Consider the following 19,219-nt stretch of genomic DNA (forward strand, 5'->3'; position numbering starts at 1 on the left):
GACTACCCTGGGGGGATGGCTGACATCTTCGCGGTGATCGCGGACGGCACCCGCCGCGACATCCTCTCGCTCCTCCTGGAGCAGCGGGTCGAGGGTTCCGGGGGCGCCGGCGGCATGAGCGTCTCGCGCATCGTGGCGAAGCTCGAGCTCAGCCAGCCGACGGTGTCCAAGCACCTCAAGGTGCTGCGCGAGGCGGGGCTCGTCACCGTCCGTGAGAGCGGGCAGCACCGCATCTACGCACTGCAGTACGGACCGCTCGTCGCCGTCGAGGACTGGCTGCTGCCGTTCGGCGCGGCGGACGAGGCCGACGAGGGCGCCGCCGTGCTCGACGCCGCCGCCGCCGCCCGGGCCGAGTCGCTCGGGCGGGCGCTCGCGGAGCGCACCCACCAGGTCACCGCAGTCGTGCAGGACATCCAGCGCGGCGTGAGCGAGGGAGCGACGAAGGTCGCGGGGGCGCTGCGCATCCGGAAGTGAGGCCGCGTCGGTCGCCGCCAGGGGTGGCGCGACGGCGCGGATCCTCATCGGTGTCCGCGTCGTGTAAGCTCGCGGGAGCCAGTTTTTCGTAAGCGGCCGTCCGTCGGGCGGTCGACCCCCTGAACGTTGTGAGGTCTTCGTGGGTTCTGTCATCAAGAAGCGTCGCAAGCGTATGGCGAAGAAGAAGCACCGCAAGCTGCTTCGCAAGACTCGTCACCAGCGTCGCAACAAGAAGTAGGCTCGCGCCTCTTCACCCTTCGAGCGTCCGCCCCTCTGGGGTCGGGCGCTCGTCTGCGTCTCCGGGGTCGATCCGCCCCGGGTCCCGCGCCGCGGCCGCGGCTACAGTGGTCCCGTGGATGTGGCACTGACTCTCGTGGGCAAGCCCGGCTGCCACCTCTGCGACGACGCCCGTGCCGTCGTCCAGCAGGTCCTCGCCGAGCTCGCGGACGTGCCCGGCGCTCCGAGCGTCTCGCTCGCCGAGGCCTCGATCCTCGACGACGCGGAGCTGCACGAGCGTTTCGTCGAGGAGATCCCGGTCGTCCTCCTCGACGGGCGCGTGCACACCTACTGGCGCGTCGAGCCGGATCGCCTGCGCCGCGCACTGCTCGAGCGCACCTGACCGCGGCGCCTCCGCGCGGTTCGGCCGTGATGCGAATGTTGTAGAAGGCCCCTCGGATGGGGGACCGGAGTGCCTGCGAGTGCTCGCGGTTCGCGCATAGTCTCTTCACGGGGAGGCTCGCTCCCCGCGTTCGGGGTGCGTTCGGCGTCTCGCGGGGGAGGAACTTCCATGACTCGACAGCGTCTGCTGAAGCAGCGTCGCCGCTCCACGGCCTCCGCGCTCGCGCTCGCCCTGCTCGTCGCGGGGCTCGCGCTGCCGGCGGCGGCGCAGGCGGAGAACCTCCCCGACCCGTCGACGAGCGTCGGCACGGCTCCGGAGGAGCCCGTGGTGGTGGTACCGAGCCAGCCCGTCGAGACGACGCCGTCCGAGGAGCCCGCGCCTCCGCCCGCGCCCGAGGATCCCGTCGGTGAGCCGTCGACGACGCCTGTGGAGCCGGCACCCGAGCCGGAGGAGCCGACAACACCCGTCGAGGGCATTCCCCCGTCGGAGCCCTCCCCCCCGACCGTTCCGGGTACCGGCAACGAGAACCCTGGTACGGGCACGACTCCCGGGACGGGTACCGGTCCCAGCACGGGCACGAACCCCGGAACGGGCACCAGCCCTGGAACGGGCGCGAACCCGGGGACCGGCACGAATCCCGGGACGGGCACGAACCCGGGGACCGGCACCAATCCTGGGAACGGTTCGGGCACGGGCGGCAACCCTGCGCCCGGCTCCGGCTCGAACTCCGGCTCGACCGGTGGCGGCACGGGCGGCGGCAGCACCGGCGGCTCGAACTCCGGCTCGACCGGCGGCGGCAGCACCGGCGGCACCGCGACCACCGAGGCCGGCGCGACGCCACCCCGCGCCTCCGCGCCCGGCCGGACCCTGCTCTCGACCTCCGCGGGCGACCCCGCCGCGGCGCCTGTCCCCGGCACCGAGACCGCCGGCGGTCCCGCCGTCTCGGTGTTCCTCACCCGCGACGCCGGCGTCGACCCCGGTGCGCTCACCGTCGACCTGGCCCGCTTCTACGGAGTCGGCGTCGCCTACGCCGGATTCCAGCGCGAGGAGAACGCCACCGCGACGCTCAAGGCGCCGGCCGGCACCGAGACTCCGCTGACCGTCGAGAACCGCCAGGACGGCGAGACGACCAGCACCGGATCGGCCACCGTGCCGACCGCCGCGCTCCTCTCGATCGGCACCTACACGGTCACCGTCACCGGCGACCGCGGCTCGTCGGCGACCACGACGTTCGCTCTGGTCGCCTCCTCCGCTCCCGGGATCCTCGTCGAGCCGCGCGAGGCCTCCAGCTCCGAGGCGGCCATGCCGCGCGGCGCGGTCTGGGGCTTCGGCCCGGTCGAGAGCGTCACCGTCGGCGCGTACACGACCGCCGGCGTCCAGGCGGACCTCGCGGCGGGCGACCTCGCGGTCCGCGTCGACGCGCTCGGCTGGTCCGACCTCGACCTCGGTGAGGCCGTCGTCGCGGAGCCCACGGCCGAGGTCTACTGCATCGTCGCGGTCGGCTCGGTCAGCAAGCGCACCGCCGCGGTCACGGTCGCCTATCCGGCGGAGGGCTCGACCGCGACCGCTCCCGATGCCGCGCAGGTGTGCGGCATCGCGATCACCTCCGCCAAGGCCGGCGCCGTGCCGCCCGCGGCCGCCAGCACCGGCGGCCTCTCGGCCGGGGTCGGCCTCACCATCGGCGCCGGTGTGCTCGTCGCGCTGCTGATCGCCGGACTCGTGACGGCCGTCGTCCTGCGCCGTCGCCGCGAGAACGACGACCTGCTCATCGGCGGACCGCTCCCGCACCCGACGGAGCAGTGAGGCGCGCCTCCGCTGCACCGGGGAGCCGGGTGACGACCGCGGGATCCCGGTCCGCGACGACAGCCTGATCGCTGCGCCGCGCCCACGCTCTTCGCGCTGGGAGCGGCCTGGTCGGCGGAGGGGGGCCGAGCGGCCCCGGACGGACCGGCCGAGGTCCAGCGGCGCAGGTCCGATCCGCGCTCCACGGCCCAGGCGCCGGGAAGGGTCCCGACCACTCGGGGAGGGTTCGGGTCGCCCCGAGTGGTCGTCTGCGCCGACCAGGCAGGATCCAGTGTCCGGAGTCGGGCCCGCGCGCCGCAAGCGCCGCTAGCGGACATGTCCGGAAGAGGGCGCCGGGGGATGCGCGCCCCCGTCCTGGTCGAGCAGCCCCGCAGGGCCTGCGCCCTCATGTCGGTCGAGCATCGCAGCGGCGCATGCGCCCCCCATGTTGGTCGAGTAGCCCCGCAGGGGCGTATCGAGACCCGCCGTCCTCAGCACGGCTGGTCTGCAGACCCGGGTGCTGACGGTGGTGGATCTCGATACGCCCGCTGCGCGGGCTACTCGATCAGCATGGTGAGTGCGCCGGCAGCGGCGGGGGCGAGGCACAGGCCTCGAAGGAGCGCGGCGCAGCCGTCCTTCATGGTGGTCGAGTAGCCCGGAGGGCGTATCGAGACCCGCTGTCCGTCAGGCGGCGGCGGTGAAGCGGAGCAGGATCGTGCGGGCCTCCGGGCGCAGCTGGAAGTCGGGCCAGACGTCCGGGCCGCAGGCGCGCGAGCCGAGGCCGTGCTGGGCGGCGTCGATCGTGAGCACCGAGCGGGTAGAGGCGGGCAGCTCGTGCGGGTGGCCCGCCGCCGTCAGCTCGTGCGCGGTGTGGCGCGCGAGCGTGAAGCCGGGGAGCCGGCCGTGCAGGTCGGCTGCCGCCTCGACGCGCAGGCGAGCGGACCCGCCCTCGCTGAGGACTAGCTCTCGCACGGCGCTGCGGTGACCGTTCTCCTGCGGGCGCGCGTACTCCGTCTTCAGCTCGTCGATGCCGGCCGAGAAGCGGCCGACCCTGGTCGCGCGCATGCTGTCGGGGTACGACTCCCGCGGACCGGTGCCGAACCACTCCGCGCCGTCGACCGACGCCGGGAGGTCGAGCCGGATGCCCAGCCGCGGCCAGACCGAGCCCCAGCCGCGGGTCGGCACCAGGTCGACGCGGAGGACGACCGCGTCGCCGTCGAGGCTCCACTGCTCCTCGACGAGGAGCGCCGCGTCGAGGTCGGCGGCGGACCAGCGGGTGCGCCGGCGGACTCCCGCCGAGGTGTCGACCGACTCGACCCGGCCGACCAGCCGGTCCAGTCCCGCCTTGCGCCAGCGCGACGCGGAGGACGGCGCGGGCACGCCGTTGCCGTTGCCGGTGCGCGGGTCGCCCTCGGTGTAGGCGGGGAAGCCGTCGCCCTCGTCGTTGTCGGTCGGGGCGCGCCAGAGCTCGGCGCGCGGTCCGTCGACCGCCAGCCCGGCCAGCGCGGTGAGCCGGCCGTTCCGGAAGCTCGCGAGCCCCAGAGCGCCCTCGACGGACGCGCCGCCGCGGGGCGAGCGGGCCCAGGCGGGCATCGGTGCGAGCGCGGAGAGACGGCGCTGACCGGTCGAGATCACGTGCCCCTCCTCGGCCCAGACCGTGCTCGACGCGAGCGCCGCGTCGACGGTCAGCCACGCCTCGCCGCCGGTCGGCACGTCGAAGGAGGGCAGCGCGAGCCGAGCGGAGTCGCCCGCCGCGATCGCCGGAGCGTCGAGCACGCCCTCCGCAGCGACCCGGCCGTCGAGCTCGACCCGCCAGGCGAAGCGCAGGTCGGCGGTCGACGCGTCGTGCCGGCGGTTCTCGATCCGCACGCCGTCGGGTTCGACCGTGACGCGCACCGGCGCGACGATCTGCTTCCACTCGAACAGCCCCGGACTCGGCGTGCCGTCGGAGAGGACCATGCCGTCCATCACGAAGTTGCCGTCATGCACGACCTCGCCGAAGTCGCCGCCGTAGGCGTAGTACTCGACGCCCTCGGGAGTGCGGGCGCGCAGACCGTGGTCGCGCCACTCCCAGACGAAGCCGCCGTGCAGCCGCGGGTAGCGGTCGACGAGGTCCTCGTACTGGTCGATCGCTCCGGGGCCGTTGCCCATCGCGTGCACGTACTCGCAGAGCAGGAACGGCTTCGAGCGCTGGCGCGCCGACTCGCCCGCGGAGCAGCCGAGCAGCGGCGTCCGCGAGTCGTCGCGGCCGATCTGCTCGGTCTCGGGGATCGACGAGTACATCCGCGAGTAGACGTCGGTGTAGGCGCCGGTGTAGTCGCCCTCGTAGTGCACGGGGCGCTCGGGGTCGCGGCCGTGCACCCAGGACGACATGGCGGCGAGGTTCGCGCCGGTGCCGGCCTCGTTGCCGAGCGACCAGATCACGATGCTCGGGTGGTTCTTGTCGCGCTCGACGGTGCGCTCGATCCGGTCGAGGTACGCCTCGCGCCAGGCCGGGTCGTCGCTGGGGTTGCCCTTCCAGCCGTAGCGCTCGAAGCCGTGGGTCTCGAGGTCGCACTCGAGGATCACCCAGAAGCCGAGCTCGTCGGCGAGGTCGAGCAGGCGCGGGTGCGGCGGGTAGTGGCTGGTGCGGATCGCGTTGACGTTGAACCGCTTCATCATCGCGAGGTCCGCTCGGGCGAAGTCCTCGTCGAAGGCGCGGCCGCGGTCGGGGTGCGTCTCGTGGCGGTTGACGCCGTGGAAGACGACGCGCTCGCCGTTGACCAGGAAGCGGTCGCCGCGGATCTCGACGGTGCGGAAGCCCAGGCGGAGCGAGACCGTCTCGCCCGAGGAGGCGACCTCGGCGTCGTAGAGGCGGGGCGCCTCCGCCGACCACGGCTCGACGGCCGGCACCTCGATCGGAGCGACGTCCGCGGCGCTCGCCCAGACCGTCTCGATCCCGAGCTCGGGGACGCGGAGGGTGACCGGGAAGGCCGCGTCGTCCGCCGTCAGCTCGGTCTCGATCCGGCCCGCGCCGGCGGCGAAGGAGGCGCGCACGAAGACGTCCTCGACGCCGCCGACCGGGCGGGCGATCAGGTGCACCGAGCGGAAGATCCCCGGCAGCCACCACTGGTCCTGGTCCTCGACGTAGCTCGCGGCGGACCACTGGTGCACGCGGACGACGACGAGGTTCTCGCCGGGCCGCACCGCCTCGGTGACGTCGAACTCCTGCGCGAGCCGGCTGCCGGAGCCGATGCCGATCTCGACGCCGTTGACCCAGACGCGGTAGCGCGACTCGACGCCGTCGAAGCGGAGCACGACCGCCTCGGCGCCGGCGAAGGACTCCGGCAGCTCGAAGCTGCGGCGGTGGTCGCCGGTCGGGTTCTCGTCCGGGACGAACGGCGGCTCGGTCGGGAAGGGGAACTGCACGTTCGTGTAGGCGGGGAGTCCGTAGCGCCCGTCGCCCTGGAGGACCCAGTGCGACGGGACGGGCAGCACGTCCCAGCCGGAGTCGTCGAAGGACTCCGCCCCGACGTCGTCCACCCCCTCGCCCTCGGGCAGCGCGTCGGCGCCGCCGGGCGTGCCCGGTGCGGCGGGGAGCAGGCGGAAGCGCCAGTCCCCGTCGAGCGAGAGCGTCGGTGCGTCGGTGTGCAGCCACGAGCGGGCGGCGCGGCGGCGGCCGGAGCCGGGGCCGGTGTCGGCGAGGTAGTGGGGGGACGTCGGGGCGAGGGTCACTTGACGGATCCTTCGGTCAGGCCGCCGCGCCAGAAGCGCTGCAGCACGATCATGGCGATGGCGAGCGGGATGATCGACAGCAGGACGCCGCCGGTCGTGAGCTCGTAGAACTCGGGCAGCCGGTCCACCTGGCTGAGCCAGTTGTTCAGGCCGAGGGTGATCGGGAAGAGCTCGGTGTCCGAGAGCATCACGAGCGGCAGGAAGTAGTTGTTCCAGATCCCGACCAGCTGGAAGAGGAACACGGTGACCAGCGCCGGGGTGAGGATCCGCAGCCCGAGGGTGTGGAAGATCCGCAGCTCGCTCGCGCCGTCGATCCTGGCGGCCTCGATGATGGCCGTGTCGACCGTCGCCTGCGCGTAGATCCGGCAGAGGAACAGGCCGAACGGCGAGACCAGCGAGGGGATCAGCACGCTCCAGTAGGTGTTCGCGATGCCCATCTGGCTGAAGAGCAGGAACAGCGGGAGCGCGGTGGCGGTCCCGGGGACGAGGACGCCCGCGAGGATCGTGCCGAAGACGAGCTTGCTGCCCTTGAACTCGTACTTCGCCAGCGCGTAGCCGCCCGCGGCCGCGAGGTAGGTCGCGAGCAGCGCACCGACGCCGGCGTAGAGGACGGAGTTGAGGAACCAGCGGACGAAGATGCCGCCGTCGTAGGTCAGCACCTGGCCCAGGTTGTCCCAGAGCGCGAAGGTCGGCGCGAACCAGAAGCCGTAGGTGGCGAAGAGGTCGCCGGTGGTCTTCGTCGCGGCGACGACGACCCAGTAGACCGGGATCAGGAAGTAGATCGCGACGACGACGAGGATCGCGGTGACGATGATCGTCGAGGCGCGGTTGCGTCCGGCCGAGCGGTCGGGGCCGCGGCCGGCCTTCGCGGGCCGTTCTGCGGTGACGATGCCGGTGGTCGTGGGCGCATCGGCGGTGGCGCGCTCCGTCGTGCTCATGAGGACTTCCTGTTCGAGATCGAGAGGAACGTGAAGGAGAGGGCGAACGCGACGAGCGCGATCAGCACGGCCTGCGCGGCGGCGACGTTGTAGTCGTTGTAGGCGAAGGCGGTGGTGTACGCGCTGAGGTTCGGCGTGTACTGGCTGTCGATCGCGGGTGCGACCGTCTTCAGCACCTGCGCCTCGGCGAACAGCTGGAGCGTGCCGATGATCGAGAAGATCGTCGTGAGCACGAGGGCCGGGCGGATCAGCGGGAGCTGGATGCTCCGCGCGACCCGCCAGGTGGAGGCTCCGTCGACCTTCGCGGCCTCGTAGAGCTCGACCGGGATCGACTTCAGCTGAGCGACGATGATCAGCATGTTGTAGCCGGTGTAGCTCCAGAGCGAGATGTTCGCGATCGACCAGAGCACCGAGTTCGCGCCGAGGAAGTCGGGGTCGAGGCCGACCACGTTCGCGGCGTCGATGATCGGGCTGAGCCCGGGCACGTAGAGGAAGGACCACAGGATCGTCGCGATGACGCCCGGGACGCCGTAGGGCAGGAAGTAGGCGGCGCGGAAGAAGCCGGGGAAGCGCGCGGAGGCGGACTCGAGCATCAGCGCGAGCACCGTGCACAGCGCGATCATGATCGGCACCTGCACGATGCCGAAGAGGAACATCCGGCCGATCGAGGCGATGAAGTTGCCGTCGGCGAGGGCCTGCGCGTAGTTGTCGAAGCCGGCGAAGCCGCTGGTCACGCCCGCCTCGCCGAAGAGGCCCGAGCGGGTCACCTTCGTGAAGCTCGAGCCGATGGCGACGACGATCGGGATGATGAAGGTGAGGACGAAGAGCGCCAGGAACGGCGCCAGCAGGATCCACGGGGCGCGGGTGACGGAGCGGCTCCGCTTCGAGGTGCCGGGCGCCTTCGAGGTGGCGGCGACCGCGGCGGCGGCGGGGGAGGTCGTGGTGGTCATGCGGAGGCCTTCCTGATGCTGAGGCCCTTGTTCTGGAAGACCGTGATGATCTGCTGCTCCGCCTGCGCGACGGCGTCGACGAGCGAGAGCCCGGACGCCTTCTTGCGGAAGCCGTCGCTGAGGATGTTGAACGACTGCTGCGTCACCGGCCACCAGGACCAGTCCGGGTTCTGCTCCGTGGCCGCGGGGACGAAGACGTCCTCGTTGTAGTTCTGGCCGCTGAAGAAGTCGCTCGGGCCCTTCCGGACCGAGCCGATCTCGCCGACCGCCGGGGACCAGCCGATGCCGCTGTTGGCGATCATCGCGTCGATGCCCTCCTGCGAGGTGGTCATCCAGACGGCGAACTCGAGCGCCTCCTTCGGGTGCTTGCTGTTCGCGAAGACCGCGGCCGTCGAGCCGCCGAGGAAGCTCGAGCCGTAGCCCGTGCCCTCCCAGACCGGCATCGGCGCCGCGCGCCACTTGCCGGCGCCGCCGCTGACGCCCTCGATCAGGGCGTCGCCCCAGCTCGCGGTCGTGCAGGAGGCGATCCCGCCGTTCGCGGCGGCCGCGAACCAGGCGGGGGAGTAGGCGCCGTAGCCGACCTCGACCAGGTCCTGGTCGATCGCGGAGTCGAAGAAGGCGGCGACCTTCGTGGTGGCCTCGTCGGTCATGTCGATGACCCAGCCGTCCTCCTCCGCCGTCAGCCACTGCGCGCCGGCCTGCGTCGCGAACGCGGCGAAGACGGAGGCGTCGGCGAGCGGGAAGCAGTCGATGTAGGAGTCGACGCCGCGCAGCTCGGTCGCGACCGCGGCCCAGTCGTCCCAGGTGGTGGGCGTCTCGGCGCCGACGCTGTCGAAGATCTCCGGCTGGTAGAACAGCGCCATCGGACCGCTGTCCTGCGGGATCCCGTAGACGCCGCCGGTGTAGCTGACCTGGCCCCAGAGCGTGGGGTCGTAGCGGTCGGCGTAGTCCTCGGCGCCGTAGCGGTTGAGGTCGACGAGGCCGTTCACGAGCAGGAACTCGGGGAGCGAGCGCATCTCGACCTGGCCGAGGTCGGGCCCGCCGCCGGCCGCGAGGGCCGAGTAGAGCTTCTGATAGCCGCCGGCGTTGCCGCCGGGGATCCAGACCGCGTCGACCTGGACCTCGGGGTGCGAGGCGTTCCAGACGTCGCAGACCTTCTGCAGGTCCTTGAGCCAGGCCCAGTACTGGAGCCGGATCGGCCCGTCGGCCGCCGGGATCGCCGCGCCGGCGTTGACCGAGACGGTGCCGGGCGTGGAGCAGGCGGTGAGGCCGCCGAGTGCCGCGGTGCCGAGGCCCGCGGCGAGCAGCTGTCGCCGGGTGAACGGATGCATGTGTCCCTCACTTCATCGTGGTGGAGTCCGGGACCAGTCCGCCCGGCTGATCCGGACGCTATCACAATTTCGAGTGCCTACTCGAAATTGGTGGACGGCACCGCTCGGTCGCTCCGAGCGCGCGCTACGCTGGGCGATCGACCGGCTGCGCAGCCGGCACTTCGAGGGCGAGGAGCGGCTGATGGCGGAGGCGGGCACCACCCGGAGCGCGCGCCGCGGCCCCTACGCGAAGTCGGCCGAGCGGCGGCGCGCGATCATCGAGGCGGCGCACGCGGTCTTCGCCGCCCGCGGCTACGCTCGCGGCTCGCTGCAGGACGTCGCCGACCGGGTCGGGCTCAGCCAGACGAGCCTGCTGCACTACTTCCCGTCGAAGACCGATCTGCTCCTGGCCGTGCTGCAGCATCGCGACCGGATCACGGGCGACGGCTCGACGCCCGCCGATCCCGAGGAGGGGCTCGTCGAGGGCATCGTCCGCCAGACCCGCTACAACGAGACGGCGCCCGGGGTGATCGAGCTCTACGCGGTGCTCTGCGGCGAGTCGACGACCGACGAGCACCCGGGGCGGGACTTCTTCGCGTCGCGCTTCCAGCGGCTGCGCGCGGACTACGCCGGCCAGCTCCGGGAGCTGCGCGCCGCGGGCCGGCTGCGCGAGGGCGCGGATCCGGACCGGGTGGCCGCCTCGATCATCGCGCTCTGGGACGGCATCCAGCTGCAGTGGCTGCTGGAGAACGACGCGGTCGACATGGTGGCCTGCCTGACCGACTACCTCGACCTGATGATCCTGCCCGCGCCGTAGGCTCCGGGCATGACACTCACGCAAGGCTCCGGCTGGCTCTGGTTCGCTCTCGCCATCGTCACGGCCGGCCTCGCCGAGCAGAAGGGCCGCTCGCGCTGGCGCTGGTTCGTGCTCGGGCTGCTGCTCGGCCCGATCGCGACGGCGCTCGTCGTGCTCTGGGCGCGACCGGAGGCCGGGGTGGCGACCGACGTGCGCTGGAACTTCGCGATCGGCGCCGGCGTCGCCGCGGTGGCGCTCGCGCTCGTCGCGGTCACGTCGGCGCTCTGGCTGCTGCTCGTCCCCGCGGCGGTCGCGGCGCTCGTCGCCGGGCTGCTCGCCTGGCTCAGCCGCCGCGTCCCGTACGAGCGCCTGCCCCGCTGACGCGCGGATCTCGATACGCCCGCTCCGCGGGCTACTCGATCAGCATGAAACGGACGCATGCGCACCTTTTTGCTGGTCGAGTAGCCGCGCAGCGGCGTATCGAGACCCGCCGTCGTGCAAGCGGGTGGATCTCGATACGCCCTCTGCGAGGGCTACTCGATCAGCATGGGGCGAGGCGCCGGCGCCTACGGCAGCAGGCGCGTCGGCCCGCGGAAGAGGTAAGTGACCTCGCGGAGGTTCGCCTGGCCGAGCATCAGCATGATGACGCGGGAGAGGCCCATGCCGAAGCCGCCGTGCGGCGGGACGCCGTAGCGGAAGAAGTCGAGGTAGAACTCGAGCTCCTCCGGCTCCAGGCCCTTCTCGCGCGCCTGCTCGACGAGGACGTCGACGCGGTGCTCGCGCTGCGCTCCGGTGGAGATCTCGACGCCGTTGTAGATGAGGTCGTAGCTGTTGGTGATCGTCCCGTCGCCCTCGCGGCGCATGTGGTAGAACGGCCGGATGCTCGAGGCGTAGTCGGTCAGGAAGACGAAGTCGTGGCCGAACTCCTCCTGCACGTAGGCCGCGATGCGGCGCTCGCCCTCGGGGTCCATGTCGTCGTCGGCGCGGGGCACCTCGTAGCCGCGCTCGGCGACGATCCGCTTGGCCTCGGCGAGCGGGATGCGCGGGAACGGCGTGGTCGGCACGCGCAGGTCGATGTCGAAGAGCGCCTTGATCGCCTCGCCGTGCTTCTCGACGACCGCGGTCAGGCCGGCGACGATGAGCTGCTCGTGCAGCTCCATCACGTCCTCGTGCGAGTCGATCCAGGAGACCTCGGCGTCGACGCTGGTGAACTCGGTCGCGTGCCGCGAGGTGAAGCTCGGGTCGGCGCGGAACGCGGGCCCGACCTCGAAGACCTTGCCGAAGCCGGCCGGCTGCGCCATCTGCTTGAAGAACTGCGGGCTCTGGGCGAGGTACGCCTTGGTCTCGAAGTACTCGACCTCGAAGAGCTCGGCGCGCGACTCGGAGGCGCTCGCCATCAGCTTCGGGGTGTGGATCTCGATGAAGTCGTGCTCGATCCAGTACGTGCGCAGCGCGTGCTCGAACGTGGTCTGCACCCGGGCGATCAGGTTCTGCTCGGGGCGGCGCAGGTCGAGGAAGCGCCAGTCCATCCGCTTGTCGATGCCGGAGTCGGCCGCGATCGGCGCCTCGGGGATCGATGCGCTGACGATCTCGAGCGTCTCGAGCTTGACCTCGAGGCCGCCGAGCTTGACGCGCTCGTCGTGCTTGAGTTGACCGGTCACGCTGACGAACGAGCCCTGCGCGAGCCCGGAGATCGCCTCGGTGATCGCGAGCTTCGCGGCGGAGGCGTCGTCGCCCTCGACGGCCTCGCGGACGGCCGGGTTCACCAGCTGCACGGCGCCGGACTCGTCGCGGAGGACGACGAACTGCACCTTCTTCTGATCGCGCACGGTCTCGACCCAGCCGGCGACGCGCACCGGCCCGTCCTCGAGCGCGGCGAGCTTGCTGACGGTGGTTCGGGGGAGGCGGGTCTCGTCGGTCACGGTAGGGGAGTCTACCCGCGGGGTCCGCTGAGGGGTCAGCGCAGCACGCCCAGGCGGCGGGCCGCCGAGACGGCGGCGGTGCGGGAGGTGACGCCGAGCTTCGCGAACACGTGCGCGAGGTGCGACTTGACGGTGGTCTCGGTCACGAACAGCCGGGCGGCGACCTCGGTGTTGCTGAGGCCCTGGGCGACGAGGGCGAGCACCTCGGTCTCGCGGGCGCTGAGCCGCGGCGCGGGGGAGCGGAGCCGCTCGAACAGCCGCGCGGCGACGGCGGGCGCGAGCGCGCTCTCGCCGGCGGCGGCCGCGCGGATCGCCGCGAGCAGCTCCTCCGGCGGCGCGTCCTTGAGCAGGTAGCCGCTCGCGCCGGCCTCCACCGCGCCCAGGATGTCCGCGTCGGTGTCGTAGGTCGTGAGGACGAGGACGGAGGGCGGCTCGGCGGAGGAGCGCAGCGCCCGCGTCGCGTCGACGCCGGTCTCCCGGTCGGCGCCGAAGCGCAGGTCCATCAGCACCACGTCCGGGTGCAGGCGGGCGGCGGCGCTGATCGCCTCCGCGGGGGAGCCGGCCTCGCCGACCACGGTCAGCCCGTCCTCCGCGCCGATCAGCGCGCGCAGCCCCGCGCGGACGATGGGGTGGTCGTCGACGAGGAGGACGCGGATCACGCGGCGCCCCCCGCGGGGAGCTCGGCGCGGACCGTCGTCCCGGCCGGCGAGGAGTCGACGTCCAGCCGCCCGCCGAGCTGCTCGGCCCGCTCGCGCATCGCCCGCAGGCCGAAGGAGTCGGGCCGGGCCGAGGGGGTGTCCGCCTCGGGATCGAAGCCGGCCCCGTCGTCCGCGATCTCGAGGCGGGCGGTGCGACCGTCGCTGCGGAGCGTCAGCGCGACCGTGCTCGCTCCCGAGTGCTGCAGCGCGTTCGCGACCGCGCCCTGGGCGAGCCGGAGCAGCGCCGTCTGCGTCTGCATCGGCAGCGCGCGGCCGTCCTCGGCGTCGACCGTCACGACGACTCCCGAGCGCTCCCAGTGCGTGGCGGCCAGTCGCCGCAGCGCTCCGTCGATGCTCTCGTCGTCGAGGGCGGGCGGGGCGAGCTCGCGGATGAAGCGCCGGGTCTCGTCCAGATCGGCGGCGGCCGTCTCCCGGGCGAGCCGGACGTGCTCGATCCCCGGCCGCCCCGGATCCGCGCGCTCGGCCGCGTGCAGCAGCATCTGGATGCTCGACAGACCCTGTGCGACGGTGTCGTGGATCTCGCGGGCCAGCCGCGAGCGCTCCTCGGCGACGGCGGCCGCGCGCTCGCTCGCGCCGAGCCGGTCGCGGGTGGCGAGCAGCTCGGCGAGCAGCTCCTCCCGCTCGCGCGCCTCCCGGGCGAGGGCGCGCGCGGCGAGGCCGATCAGGATCGCGATCCCGGCGGCGATCACCGGGCCGACGACCCCGCCGATGCTCCAGCGGCCGTCCCAGCCGAGGGCGGCGACGGCGATGCCGGTGAGCCCGAGCACCGCGGCGATCGCCGCTCGCGGGGGCAGCACGTGCATCGCCAGGAAGAACAGCGGGAACGCGAGGTAGGCGGCGTCGGACTCGAGCAGGACGAGAGCGGCCCAGGCGAGGGTCACTCCCGCGAGCCACAGCATCCCGCGGCGGCGCGAGCGGGCCGTCCAGCGCGGGCCGGCGAGGTACGCGCCGAGCAGGAGGAGGCAGAGCAGGAGCACCGCGGGGGTGCGCGGGCCGGGCTCGACGAGCGTGCGCACGGCGACCAGGACGAGCAGGCCGCCGACCAGGAGGTGCAGTCCGGCGCGCAGTCCCGTCAGGACGGGGGCGAGCGGAGTGTGCGGCACGGGGGAACGCTACGCACCGCGGGGCTGCCTGTCATCGTGCGAAAGGAGGAGGCGGCCGTCCCTCGAAGAGCGGGCGGCGGCCCCGGTCGACCGCACGATGCGCCGGAACCGCGCCGCTTCCAGGCTGGAGGGGCCGCCGATCCCCGCGGCATCGACTCCCTGGAGGTCCCCGTGTTCGTCGCCTGGCGCGAGCTGCGTTCCGCACGCGGCCGATTCCTGCTCATCGGCGCGGTGGTCGCGCTGCTCACCCTCCTGGTGGGGTTCCTCTCCGGCCTGACCGGCGGCCTGGCCCTGCAGAACGTCTCGGCGGTGCTCGGCGTCCCCGCCGACCGCCTCGTCTTCTCGGCCGGCGACGACGCACCCTCGTTCGCCGACTCCTCGGTCACCGCGCAGCAGGAGGCGGAGTGGGCGGCGCTGCCGGGCGTCGCGTCCGTCGAGCCGCTCGGCGTGCTGCAGGCTCGGGCGGAGGCGGGCGGAGCGCGCGTCGCGGTCGCCGTCCTCGGGGTCGACGCGGCGCTCGGGGCGCCGGCCGACCCGGGCGGCATCGCGCTCTCGGCCCCGGCGGCGGAAGCGCTCGGCGTCGGAGTCGGCGACACCGTGAGCATCGCGGGCACCACCGCCGTGGTCTCCTCGATCGGCGGCGACGACTGGTACAGCCACACCCCCGTCGTCCGCCTCCCGCTCGCCGCCTGGCAGGCGCTCGCGGCCTCGCTCGGCACACCGGCCGACGCGACCGTCCTCGCGGTGCGCGGCTCGCCGGACTGGGCGGCGGGGGAGGCGGCGACCAGCATGGTCTCGCGCGCTCCGCTCGCCGCGCTCACCGCGATCGGGTCGTTCCGGTCCGAGATCGGCTCGCTGCTGCTGATGGTCGCGATGCTCTTCGGGATCGCCGCGCTGGTCGTCGGCGCGTTCTTCACGGTCTGGACGATGCAGCGCTCCGGCGACATCGCCGTGCTGAAGGCCCTCGGCGCATCGACGCGCTCGCTGCTCCGGGACTCCCTCGGCCAGGCCCTCGTCGTGCTGATCGCCGGGACGGGGGCGGGGCTGCTCGCCGTGGTCGGGCTCGGGAGCCTGGCCGGCTCCGCCCTGCCCTTCCTGCTCAGTCCCGTGACCACGCTGGCCCCGGCCGCGCTGATGATCGCGCTGGGGCTGCTCGGCGCCGCCGCGGCCCTGCGCGCCGTCGTCTCCACCGACCCCCTCACCGCACTCGGGAGCGCACGATGATCGAACTGCACGACGCCACCCTCACCTTCGACGACGGCGGCTCGCGCCTCACCGCCGTCGACCGGGCCGACCTCGAGTGCCGGCCGGGGACCGTGACCGGGCTGACCGGCCCGAGCGGCTCCGGCAAGTCCAGCCTGCTCGCCCTGGCGGCGACGCTGATCCGCCCGGACTCCGGCCGCGTGCTGATCGACGGCGACGACGTGTCGCGCCTGTCCCGCGCGGGGGCGGCCCGGCTGCGCCGCTCTCGGATCGGCATCGTCTTCCAGCAGGCGAACCTGCTGCCCGCGCTGACCGCCCGCGAGCAGCTGCTGGCGATGGACCGGCTCGGCGACCGGCGGCGGAGCTCGGCGTCGGCGCGGGCGGACGAGCTGCTCGCGGAGGTCGGTCTCGCGGACCGCGCCCACGCCCGCCCGGCGCAGCTCTCCGGCGGTCAGCGGCAGCGGGTGAACATCGCCCGCGCGCTGATGAACGCGCCGTCGGTCCTGCTGGTCGACGAGCCGACGAGCGCCCTGGACACCGAGCGCGGCGCGGCGATCGTCGACCTGATCGTCCGCCTCACCCGCGAGCGCGGCACGGCGACGCTCCTGGTGACGCACGAGGAGGCACACCTCCCGCGACTCGACCGCGTCGCGACGATGCGGGACGGGCGGTTGTCGGCGGGCGAGCCGTGCGCCGCGGTGCCGGAAGGGCGGCGGTCCGCGGCGCGGTAGCACGGCCACTCGTCGAGACGACGCGCAAGGGGTCCAGCTCCTTATCCGCAGCCGCCGGAGATCGACCGTCCTGTCCGGCGCGAAGGCGAGCAGCATCTGCCGCTTTCCGCTGAGATTCTTCGCCTTTCACGAATTCACGAATGACGTGAGTGAGAAGGCGGGCGAGAAAGGATGTCCGAAAGGTCCCGTAAAATCGGCCGATGATCACACTGGGCCTGTCGCGATCCCCGAGTGGGAGGATAGCGCTCGCCTCTCTCTGCTCGCGAATACTCGGTTTCGTGCGACTCTCCCTTCTCATCTCCGCCGTCGGGGGGACCAGCAGTGCCGTCGGCGGTCAGGTCTTCGAAGTCGCGAACTCGGCGCCCACTTATCTGTACGGACTCATCGCCGGCGGAGTCCTCGGTGCCGTGTTGATTCCGAGGATCGTGCATGCGCGAATGAGTGGATCGGAGGGAGTCGCTCTTCTCGAGCGCATGCTCACGGTCTGCCTGCTGGGCGCCGCGGTGGTGACCGTCGCCCTCACCTTCGCGGCGCCCCTCGTCGTCTCGCTCTATGCGAGTCGCTGGTCGGAGAGCTGGTCCGGACTCGCCACTCAGATGGCGTACTGGTGTCTGCCGCAGGTGTTCTTCTACGTCGTCTTCGCGGTGGGGGCCCAGTTGCTCAATGCTTCCGAGAAGTACGGTCCCGCCGCCTGGGCGCCGGGAGCTGCGAATCTCGTCTCCATTCTCGGTATCGCGGCTTTCATGGTGGCTTACCCGGAGGCTGCGGAGAAGCCGGTCGCCGAATGGACGTCCGGCATGGTCGCCCTCCTCTGCGGCACGGCTACCGCGTCGATCGCGGTGCAGGGGCTGATCACTGTCCTGTTCCTCCGCTCGACGGGATACACGTTCCGGCTGCGTCTGGGGTTCGGTGGGCTCGCGTCCGTCTCCCGAGACGCGTCGTGGGTCTTCGGAGGAGTCCTGGCGGCTGAAGCCGCCTACATCGTCGTCTCGAACGTCGCGACTGCGGCCGGGGAGTCCCTGAACGAGCGGGGAGTCGACGGCGCCAGCCTCAACTCCTACTCGAGCGCTCTGCTGCTCTTCCTGCTGCCGCACGGCATCGTGGTCGCGTCGGTGGCTACCGCGATGTTCACTCCGCTCAGCACGGCTGTCCGCGACGGCGACCTTTCTTCCGCTGTCGGGAATCTTCGGCGGACGGAGGACGTCGTTCTTCTGCTCACGTCTCTCTCGACGGTTCTGTATCTCGGTGCCGCGCCGCTCCTGACGGACGTGCTCTGGGGAACGCCGCTCATCGGTGAGGTACTGCAGATCCTCGCCGTCGGACTGATCGGCTTCAGCCTCACCTACGTCCTGAATCGAGCGATGTTCGCTCTCGGACGAGCTCGGGACTCGCTCGTCACCCAGTGCGTCTCATCGGGTTGCGTCGCCCTCGCGGCCGGCCTCGGTGGATCGTTGCTCGAGCCCGCGCTCGTGATCCCTGCGATCGCTGCTGCGACGTCCGTCGGATCTCTCGCGTCCTGGGGTGTGGCGCACCGCCTCGTCCGGCGGCGTCTCAGAACACTCGCCGGCGGCGCGTCCGGCCTCCTCGACCACCGGTCAGGCAGGCGACGATGGGCGCCCTTCGCGGCGTTGTCGGGGAGTGGGAGCCTGGCGCTGCTGATCGATTCGACGGTCAGCTCTCCGGGATACCTGGTCGCCGAGGTGGGCCTCCTCACCGGAACGGTGCTCGTCATCGCCGGCGCCTACTGTCTCGTCCACCGTCTCGTCGGACAGATCTGGCCGTGGGCAGCTCTGCGCGAGCACTGACGAGCGAAGTGGTGATCCCGATGAAGGCTGATAAGGGGGAGAGGGCGGAAAGAGGCGATGTTCTGCGCCATCGATGATGCGGGCGCAGAATGCCTTTCGCGGTGATATCCGTGCGGTTCTCCTCATCGTTCGGATCGGTTCTTCGAACGCGACGTCACTCGTGGTCGGTGCTTTTCCCTATCGTCGGAGAAGCCGAGAGGTGAGCGGTGTGGTGATGAAGCTCCAGAAGTGGAAATGCAGGGTCGGAGTACAGGTAACGGCCTTGCGGTCCGATGACGCACTCCCCGCTCGATGCCGGGCGGCCGCCCTGGGAGAGTGGGCGCCGCGGTGCCGGCCGGTCGGCGGTCCGCGGCGCGGTAGCGTCGCCCGCATGAGCACCGCACTGATCACCGGAGCGTCCACGGGCATCGGCGCCGCGTTCGCGCGCGCCTTCGCCCGCCGGGGCTTCGACCTCGTCCTCGTCGCGCGCGACCGGGGCCGGCTCGAGGAGGCGGCCGCCGCCTTCCGCGCGCTCGGCGCCCCGCGCGTCGAGGTGCTGCCCGCCGACCTCTCCGACCGCGACGACGTCGAGCGGGTGCGCGTCCGGCTCGTCGACCCCGAGCGGCCCGTCCGGGTGCTGGTCAACAACGCCGGCTTCGGGATCGACGGCAGCTTCGCCGAGCCCGACGTCGCGGCGCAGGACGAGGCGTTCGAGGTGATGGTCCGCTCCGTGTCAGTGCTCTCCGGCGCCGCGGCGCAGGCGATGGTCGGCCGCAGGCGCGGGGCGATCCTCACCGTGTCGAGCGTCGCCGGCTTCGTGAACCTCGGGCCGTACTCGGCGATCAAGGCCTGGGCGACGGCCTTCACCCAGTCGCTGGCGGTCGAGCTGCGCGGTACGGGCGTGCGGGCCGCGGCGCTCTGCCCGGGCTGGGTGCGCACCGAGTTCCACGAGCGCGCGGCGATGGACACCGCCTCGATCCCCTCCTTCCTCTGGCTCGACGCGGACGCGGTGGTCGAGGAGTTCCTGCGCGACGTGGCGCGCGGCTCGGTCGTCTCGATCCCCTCCTGGAGGTTCGGCGTGCCGATCAGCGTGGTGCGCCACCTGCCCGGCTCCCTGGTCCGCCGGCTCTCCGCGGCGGTGAGCGCGCGGCGTTGACCGCCCGCCGCAGCCGGG

Annotated in this window: 17 protein-coding genes; 10 read left to right on the plus strand and 7 right to left on the minus strand. The window is 72.5% G+C overall.

Features of this window, described 5'->3' with window-relative positions; genetic code table 11:
* Window positions 1-15: 15 nt before the first annotated feature.
* The 4 genes from MT351_RS03690 (at window position 16) to MT351_RS03705 (ending at window position 2,896) form a co-directional block, all read left to right on the plus strand.
* On the plus strand, window positions 16-474 hold the full coding sequence (locus MT351_RS03690) for a helix-turn-helix transcriptional regulator (protein WP_123736765.1): 459 nt from the start codon (window positions 16-18) through the stop codon (window positions 472-474).
* Window positions 475-613: 139 nt separating this feature from the next.
* Window positions 614-712 carry a 30S ribosomal protein bS22 gene (locus tag MT351_RS03695; RefSeq protein WP_003792170.1) on the plus strand — a complete coding sequence of 33 codons (99 nt, stop codon included), beginning with the start codon at window positions 614-616 and terminating at the stop codon, window positions 710-712.
* Between the two features lie 114 nt (window positions 713-826).
* Window positions 827-1,093 (plus strand): glutaredoxin family protein, encoded by a 267-nt coding sequence (locus MT351_RS03700; protein ID WP_243581292.1) that lies wholly within the window; start codon window positions 827-829, stop codon window positions 1,091-1,093.
* A gap of 168 nt (window positions 1,094-1,261) precedes the next feature.
* Window positions 1,262-2,896 carry a hypothetical protein gene (locus MT351_RS03705; RefSeq protein WP_243581360.1) on the plus strand — a complete coding sequence of 545 codons (1,635 nt, stop codon included), beginning with the start codon at window positions 1,262-1,264 and terminating at the stop codon, window positions 2,894-2,896.
* A 663-nt stretch (window positions 2,897-3,559) separates the two neighbouring features.
* Here the strand turns inward: MT351_RS03705 and MT351_RS03710 are convergent.
* From MT351_RS03710 to MT351_RS03725, 4 genes are read right to left on the minus strand one after another with little or no spacing between them, the layout of a single operon-like run.
* Complete coding sequence (locus MT351_RS03710) at window positions 3,560-6,589, minus strand: glycoside hydrolase family 2 TIM barrel-domain containing protein (RefSeq protein WP_243581293.1); 3,030 nt, start codon at window positions 6,587-6,589, stop codon at window positions 3,560-3,562.
* Window positions 6,586-7,527: a carbohydrate ABC transporter permease gene (locus MT351_RS03715; RefSeq protein WP_123705362.1), complete on the minus strand. Its 942-nt coding sequence runs from the start codon at window positions 7,525-7,527 to the stop codon at window positions 6,586-6,588. Before MT351_RS03715 ends, MT351_RS03710 begins: the two co-directional genes overlap by 4 nt.
* On the minus strand, window positions 7,524-8,477 hold the full coding sequence (locus tag MT351_RS03720) for a carbohydrate ABC transporter permease (protein ID WP_243581294.1): 954 nt from the start codon (window positions 8,475-8,477) through the stop codon (window positions 7,524-7,526). Before MT351_RS03720 ends, MT351_RS03715 begins: the two co-directional genes overlap by 4 nt.
* Window positions 8,474-9,808: an ABC transporter substrate-binding protein gene (locus MT351_RS03725; protein ID WP_243581295.1), complete on the minus strand. Its 1,335-nt coding sequence runs from the start codon at window positions 9,806-9,808 to the stop codon at window positions 8,474-8,476. The genes MT351_RS03720 and MT351_RS03725 overlap by 4 nt, the downstream gene beginning before the upstream one ends.
* A gap of 73 nt (window positions 9,809-9,881) precedes the next feature.
* On the opposite strand from MT351_RS03725, the gene MT351_RS03730 reads away from it, so the two are divergent.
* Together MT351_RS03730 and MT351_RS03735 are read left to right on the plus strand one after the other, a co-directional pair.
* Window positions 9,882-10,604, plus strand: coding sequence for a TetR/AcrR family transcriptional regulator (locus MT351_RS03730; protein WP_243581296.1), 723 nt, complete (start codon window positions 9,882-9,884; stop codon window positions 10,602-10,604).
* Window positions 10,605-10,613: 9 nt separating this feature from the next.
* Entirely contained in the window at window positions 10,614-10,964 is a 351-nt protein-coding gene (locus MT351_RS03735) for a hypothetical protein (RefSeq protein WP_123446611.1), read from the plus strand.
* Window positions 10,965-11,149: 185 nt separating this feature from the next.
* Here MT351_RS03735 and aspS read toward each other — a convergent pair whose 3' ends face one another.
* From aspS to MT351_RS03750, 3 genes are read right to left on the minus strand one after another with little or no spacing between them, the layout of a single operon-like run.
* Complete coding sequence (gene aspS / locus MT351_RS03740; RefSeq protein WP_243581297.1) at window positions 11,150-12,505, minus strand: aspartate--tRNA(Asn) ligase; 1,356 nt, start codon at window positions 12,503-12,505, stop codon at window positions 11,150-11,152.
* Window positions 12,506-12,540: 35 nt separating this feature from the next.
* Complete coding sequence (locus MT351_RS03745; protein ID WP_243581298.1) at window positions 12,541-13,164, minus strand: response regulator transcription factor; 624 nt, start codon at window positions 13,162-13,164, stop codon at window positions 12,541-12,543.
* Window positions 13,161-14,327, minus strand: a complete 1,167-nt coding sequence (locus MT351_RS03750) for a sensor histidine kinase (protein WP_243581299.1) — start codon at window positions 14,325-14,327, stop codon at window positions 13,161-13,163. The genes MT351_RS03745 and MT351_RS03750 overlap by 4 nt, the downstream gene beginning before the upstream one ends.
* A gap of 171 nt (window positions 14,328-14,498) precedes the next feature.
* Here MT351_RS03750 and MT351_RS03755 point away from each other — a divergent pair, with 171 nt between their 5' ends.
* The 4 genes from MT351_RS03755 to MT351_RS03770 all read left to right on the plus strand — a co-directional run bounded on the left by MT351_RS03755 (window position 14,499) and on the right by MT351_RS03770 (window position 19,201).
* Complete coding sequence (locus tag MT351_RS03755; RefSeq protein WP_243581300.1) at window positions 14,499-15,551, plus strand: ABC transporter permease; 1,053 nt, start codon at window positions 14,499-14,501, stop codon at window positions 15,549-15,551.
* Window positions 15,548-16,261 carry an ABC transporter ATP-binding protein gene (locus tag MT351_RS03760; RefSeq protein WP_243581301.1) on the plus strand — a complete coding sequence of 238 codons (714 nt, stop codon included), beginning with the start codon at window positions 15,548-15,550 and terminating at the stop codon, window positions 16,259-16,261. The genes MT351_RS03755 and MT351_RS03760 overlap by 4 nt, the downstream gene beginning before the upstream one ends.
* A 200-nt stretch (window positions 16,262-16,461) precedes the next feature.
* Window positions 16,462-18,066, plus strand: a complete 1,605-nt coding sequence (gene murJ / locus MT351_RS03765; RefSeq protein WP_243581302.1) for a murein biosynthesis integral membrane protein MurJ — start codon at window positions 16,462-16,464, stop codon at window positions 18,064-18,066.
* Between the two features lie 370 nt (window positions 18,067-18,436).
* Window positions 18,437-19,201: an SDR family oxidoreductase gene (locus MT351_RS03770; RefSeq protein ID WP_132437523.1), complete on the plus strand. Its 765-nt coding sequence runs from the start codon at window positions 18,437-18,439 to the stop codon at window positions 19,199-19,201.
* Window positions 19,202-19,219 lie beyond the last annotated feature (18 nt).

The organism is Rathayibacter sp. VKM Ac-2926 (assembly GCF_022815565.1).
GTDB classification, from domain to species: domain Bacteria; phylum Actinomycetota; class Actinomycetes; order Actinomycetales; family Microbacteriaceae; genus Rathayibacter; species Rathayibacter festucae.

Excerpts from the sequence above, each read along its gene's own strand:
- MT351_RS03770 (WP_132437523.1), top strand. The coding sequence starts at position 18,437 with ATGAGCACCGCACTGATCACCGGAGCGTCCACGGGCATCGGCGCCGCG.
- murJ (WP_243581302.1), top strand. The coding sequence starts at position 16,462 with ATGATCACACTGGGCCTGTCGCGATCCCCGAGTGGGAGGATAGCGCTC.
- MT351_RS03760 (WP_243581301.1), top strand. The coding sequence starts at position 15,548 with ATGATCGAACTGCACGACGCCACCCTCACCTTCGACGACGGCGGCTCG.
- MT351_RS03705 (WP_243581360.1), top strand. The coding sequence starts at position 1,262 with ATGACTCGACAGCGTCTGCTGAAGCAGCGTCGCCGCTCCACGGCCTCC.
- MT351_RS03725 (WP_243581295.1), bottom strand. The coding sequence starts at position 9,808 with ATGCATCCGTTCACCCGGCGACAGCTGCTCGCCGCGGGCCTCGGCACC.
- MT351_RS03715 (WP_123705362.1), bottom strand. The coding sequence starts at position 7,527 with ATGAGCACGACGGAGCGCGCCACCGCCGATGCGCCCACGACCACCGGC.
- MT351_RS03735 (WP_123446611.1), top strand. The coding sequence starts at position 10,614 with ATGACACTCACGCAAGGCTCCGGCTGGCTCTGGTTCGCTCTCGCCATC.
- MT351_RS03690 (WP_123736765.1), top strand. The coding sequence starts at position 16 with ATGGCTGACATCTTCGCGGTGATCGCGGACGGCACCCGCCGCGACATC.
- MT351_RS03720 (WP_243581294.1), bottom strand. The coding sequence starts at position 8,477 with ATGACCACCACGACCTCCCCCGCCGCCGCCGCGGTCGCCGCCACCTCG.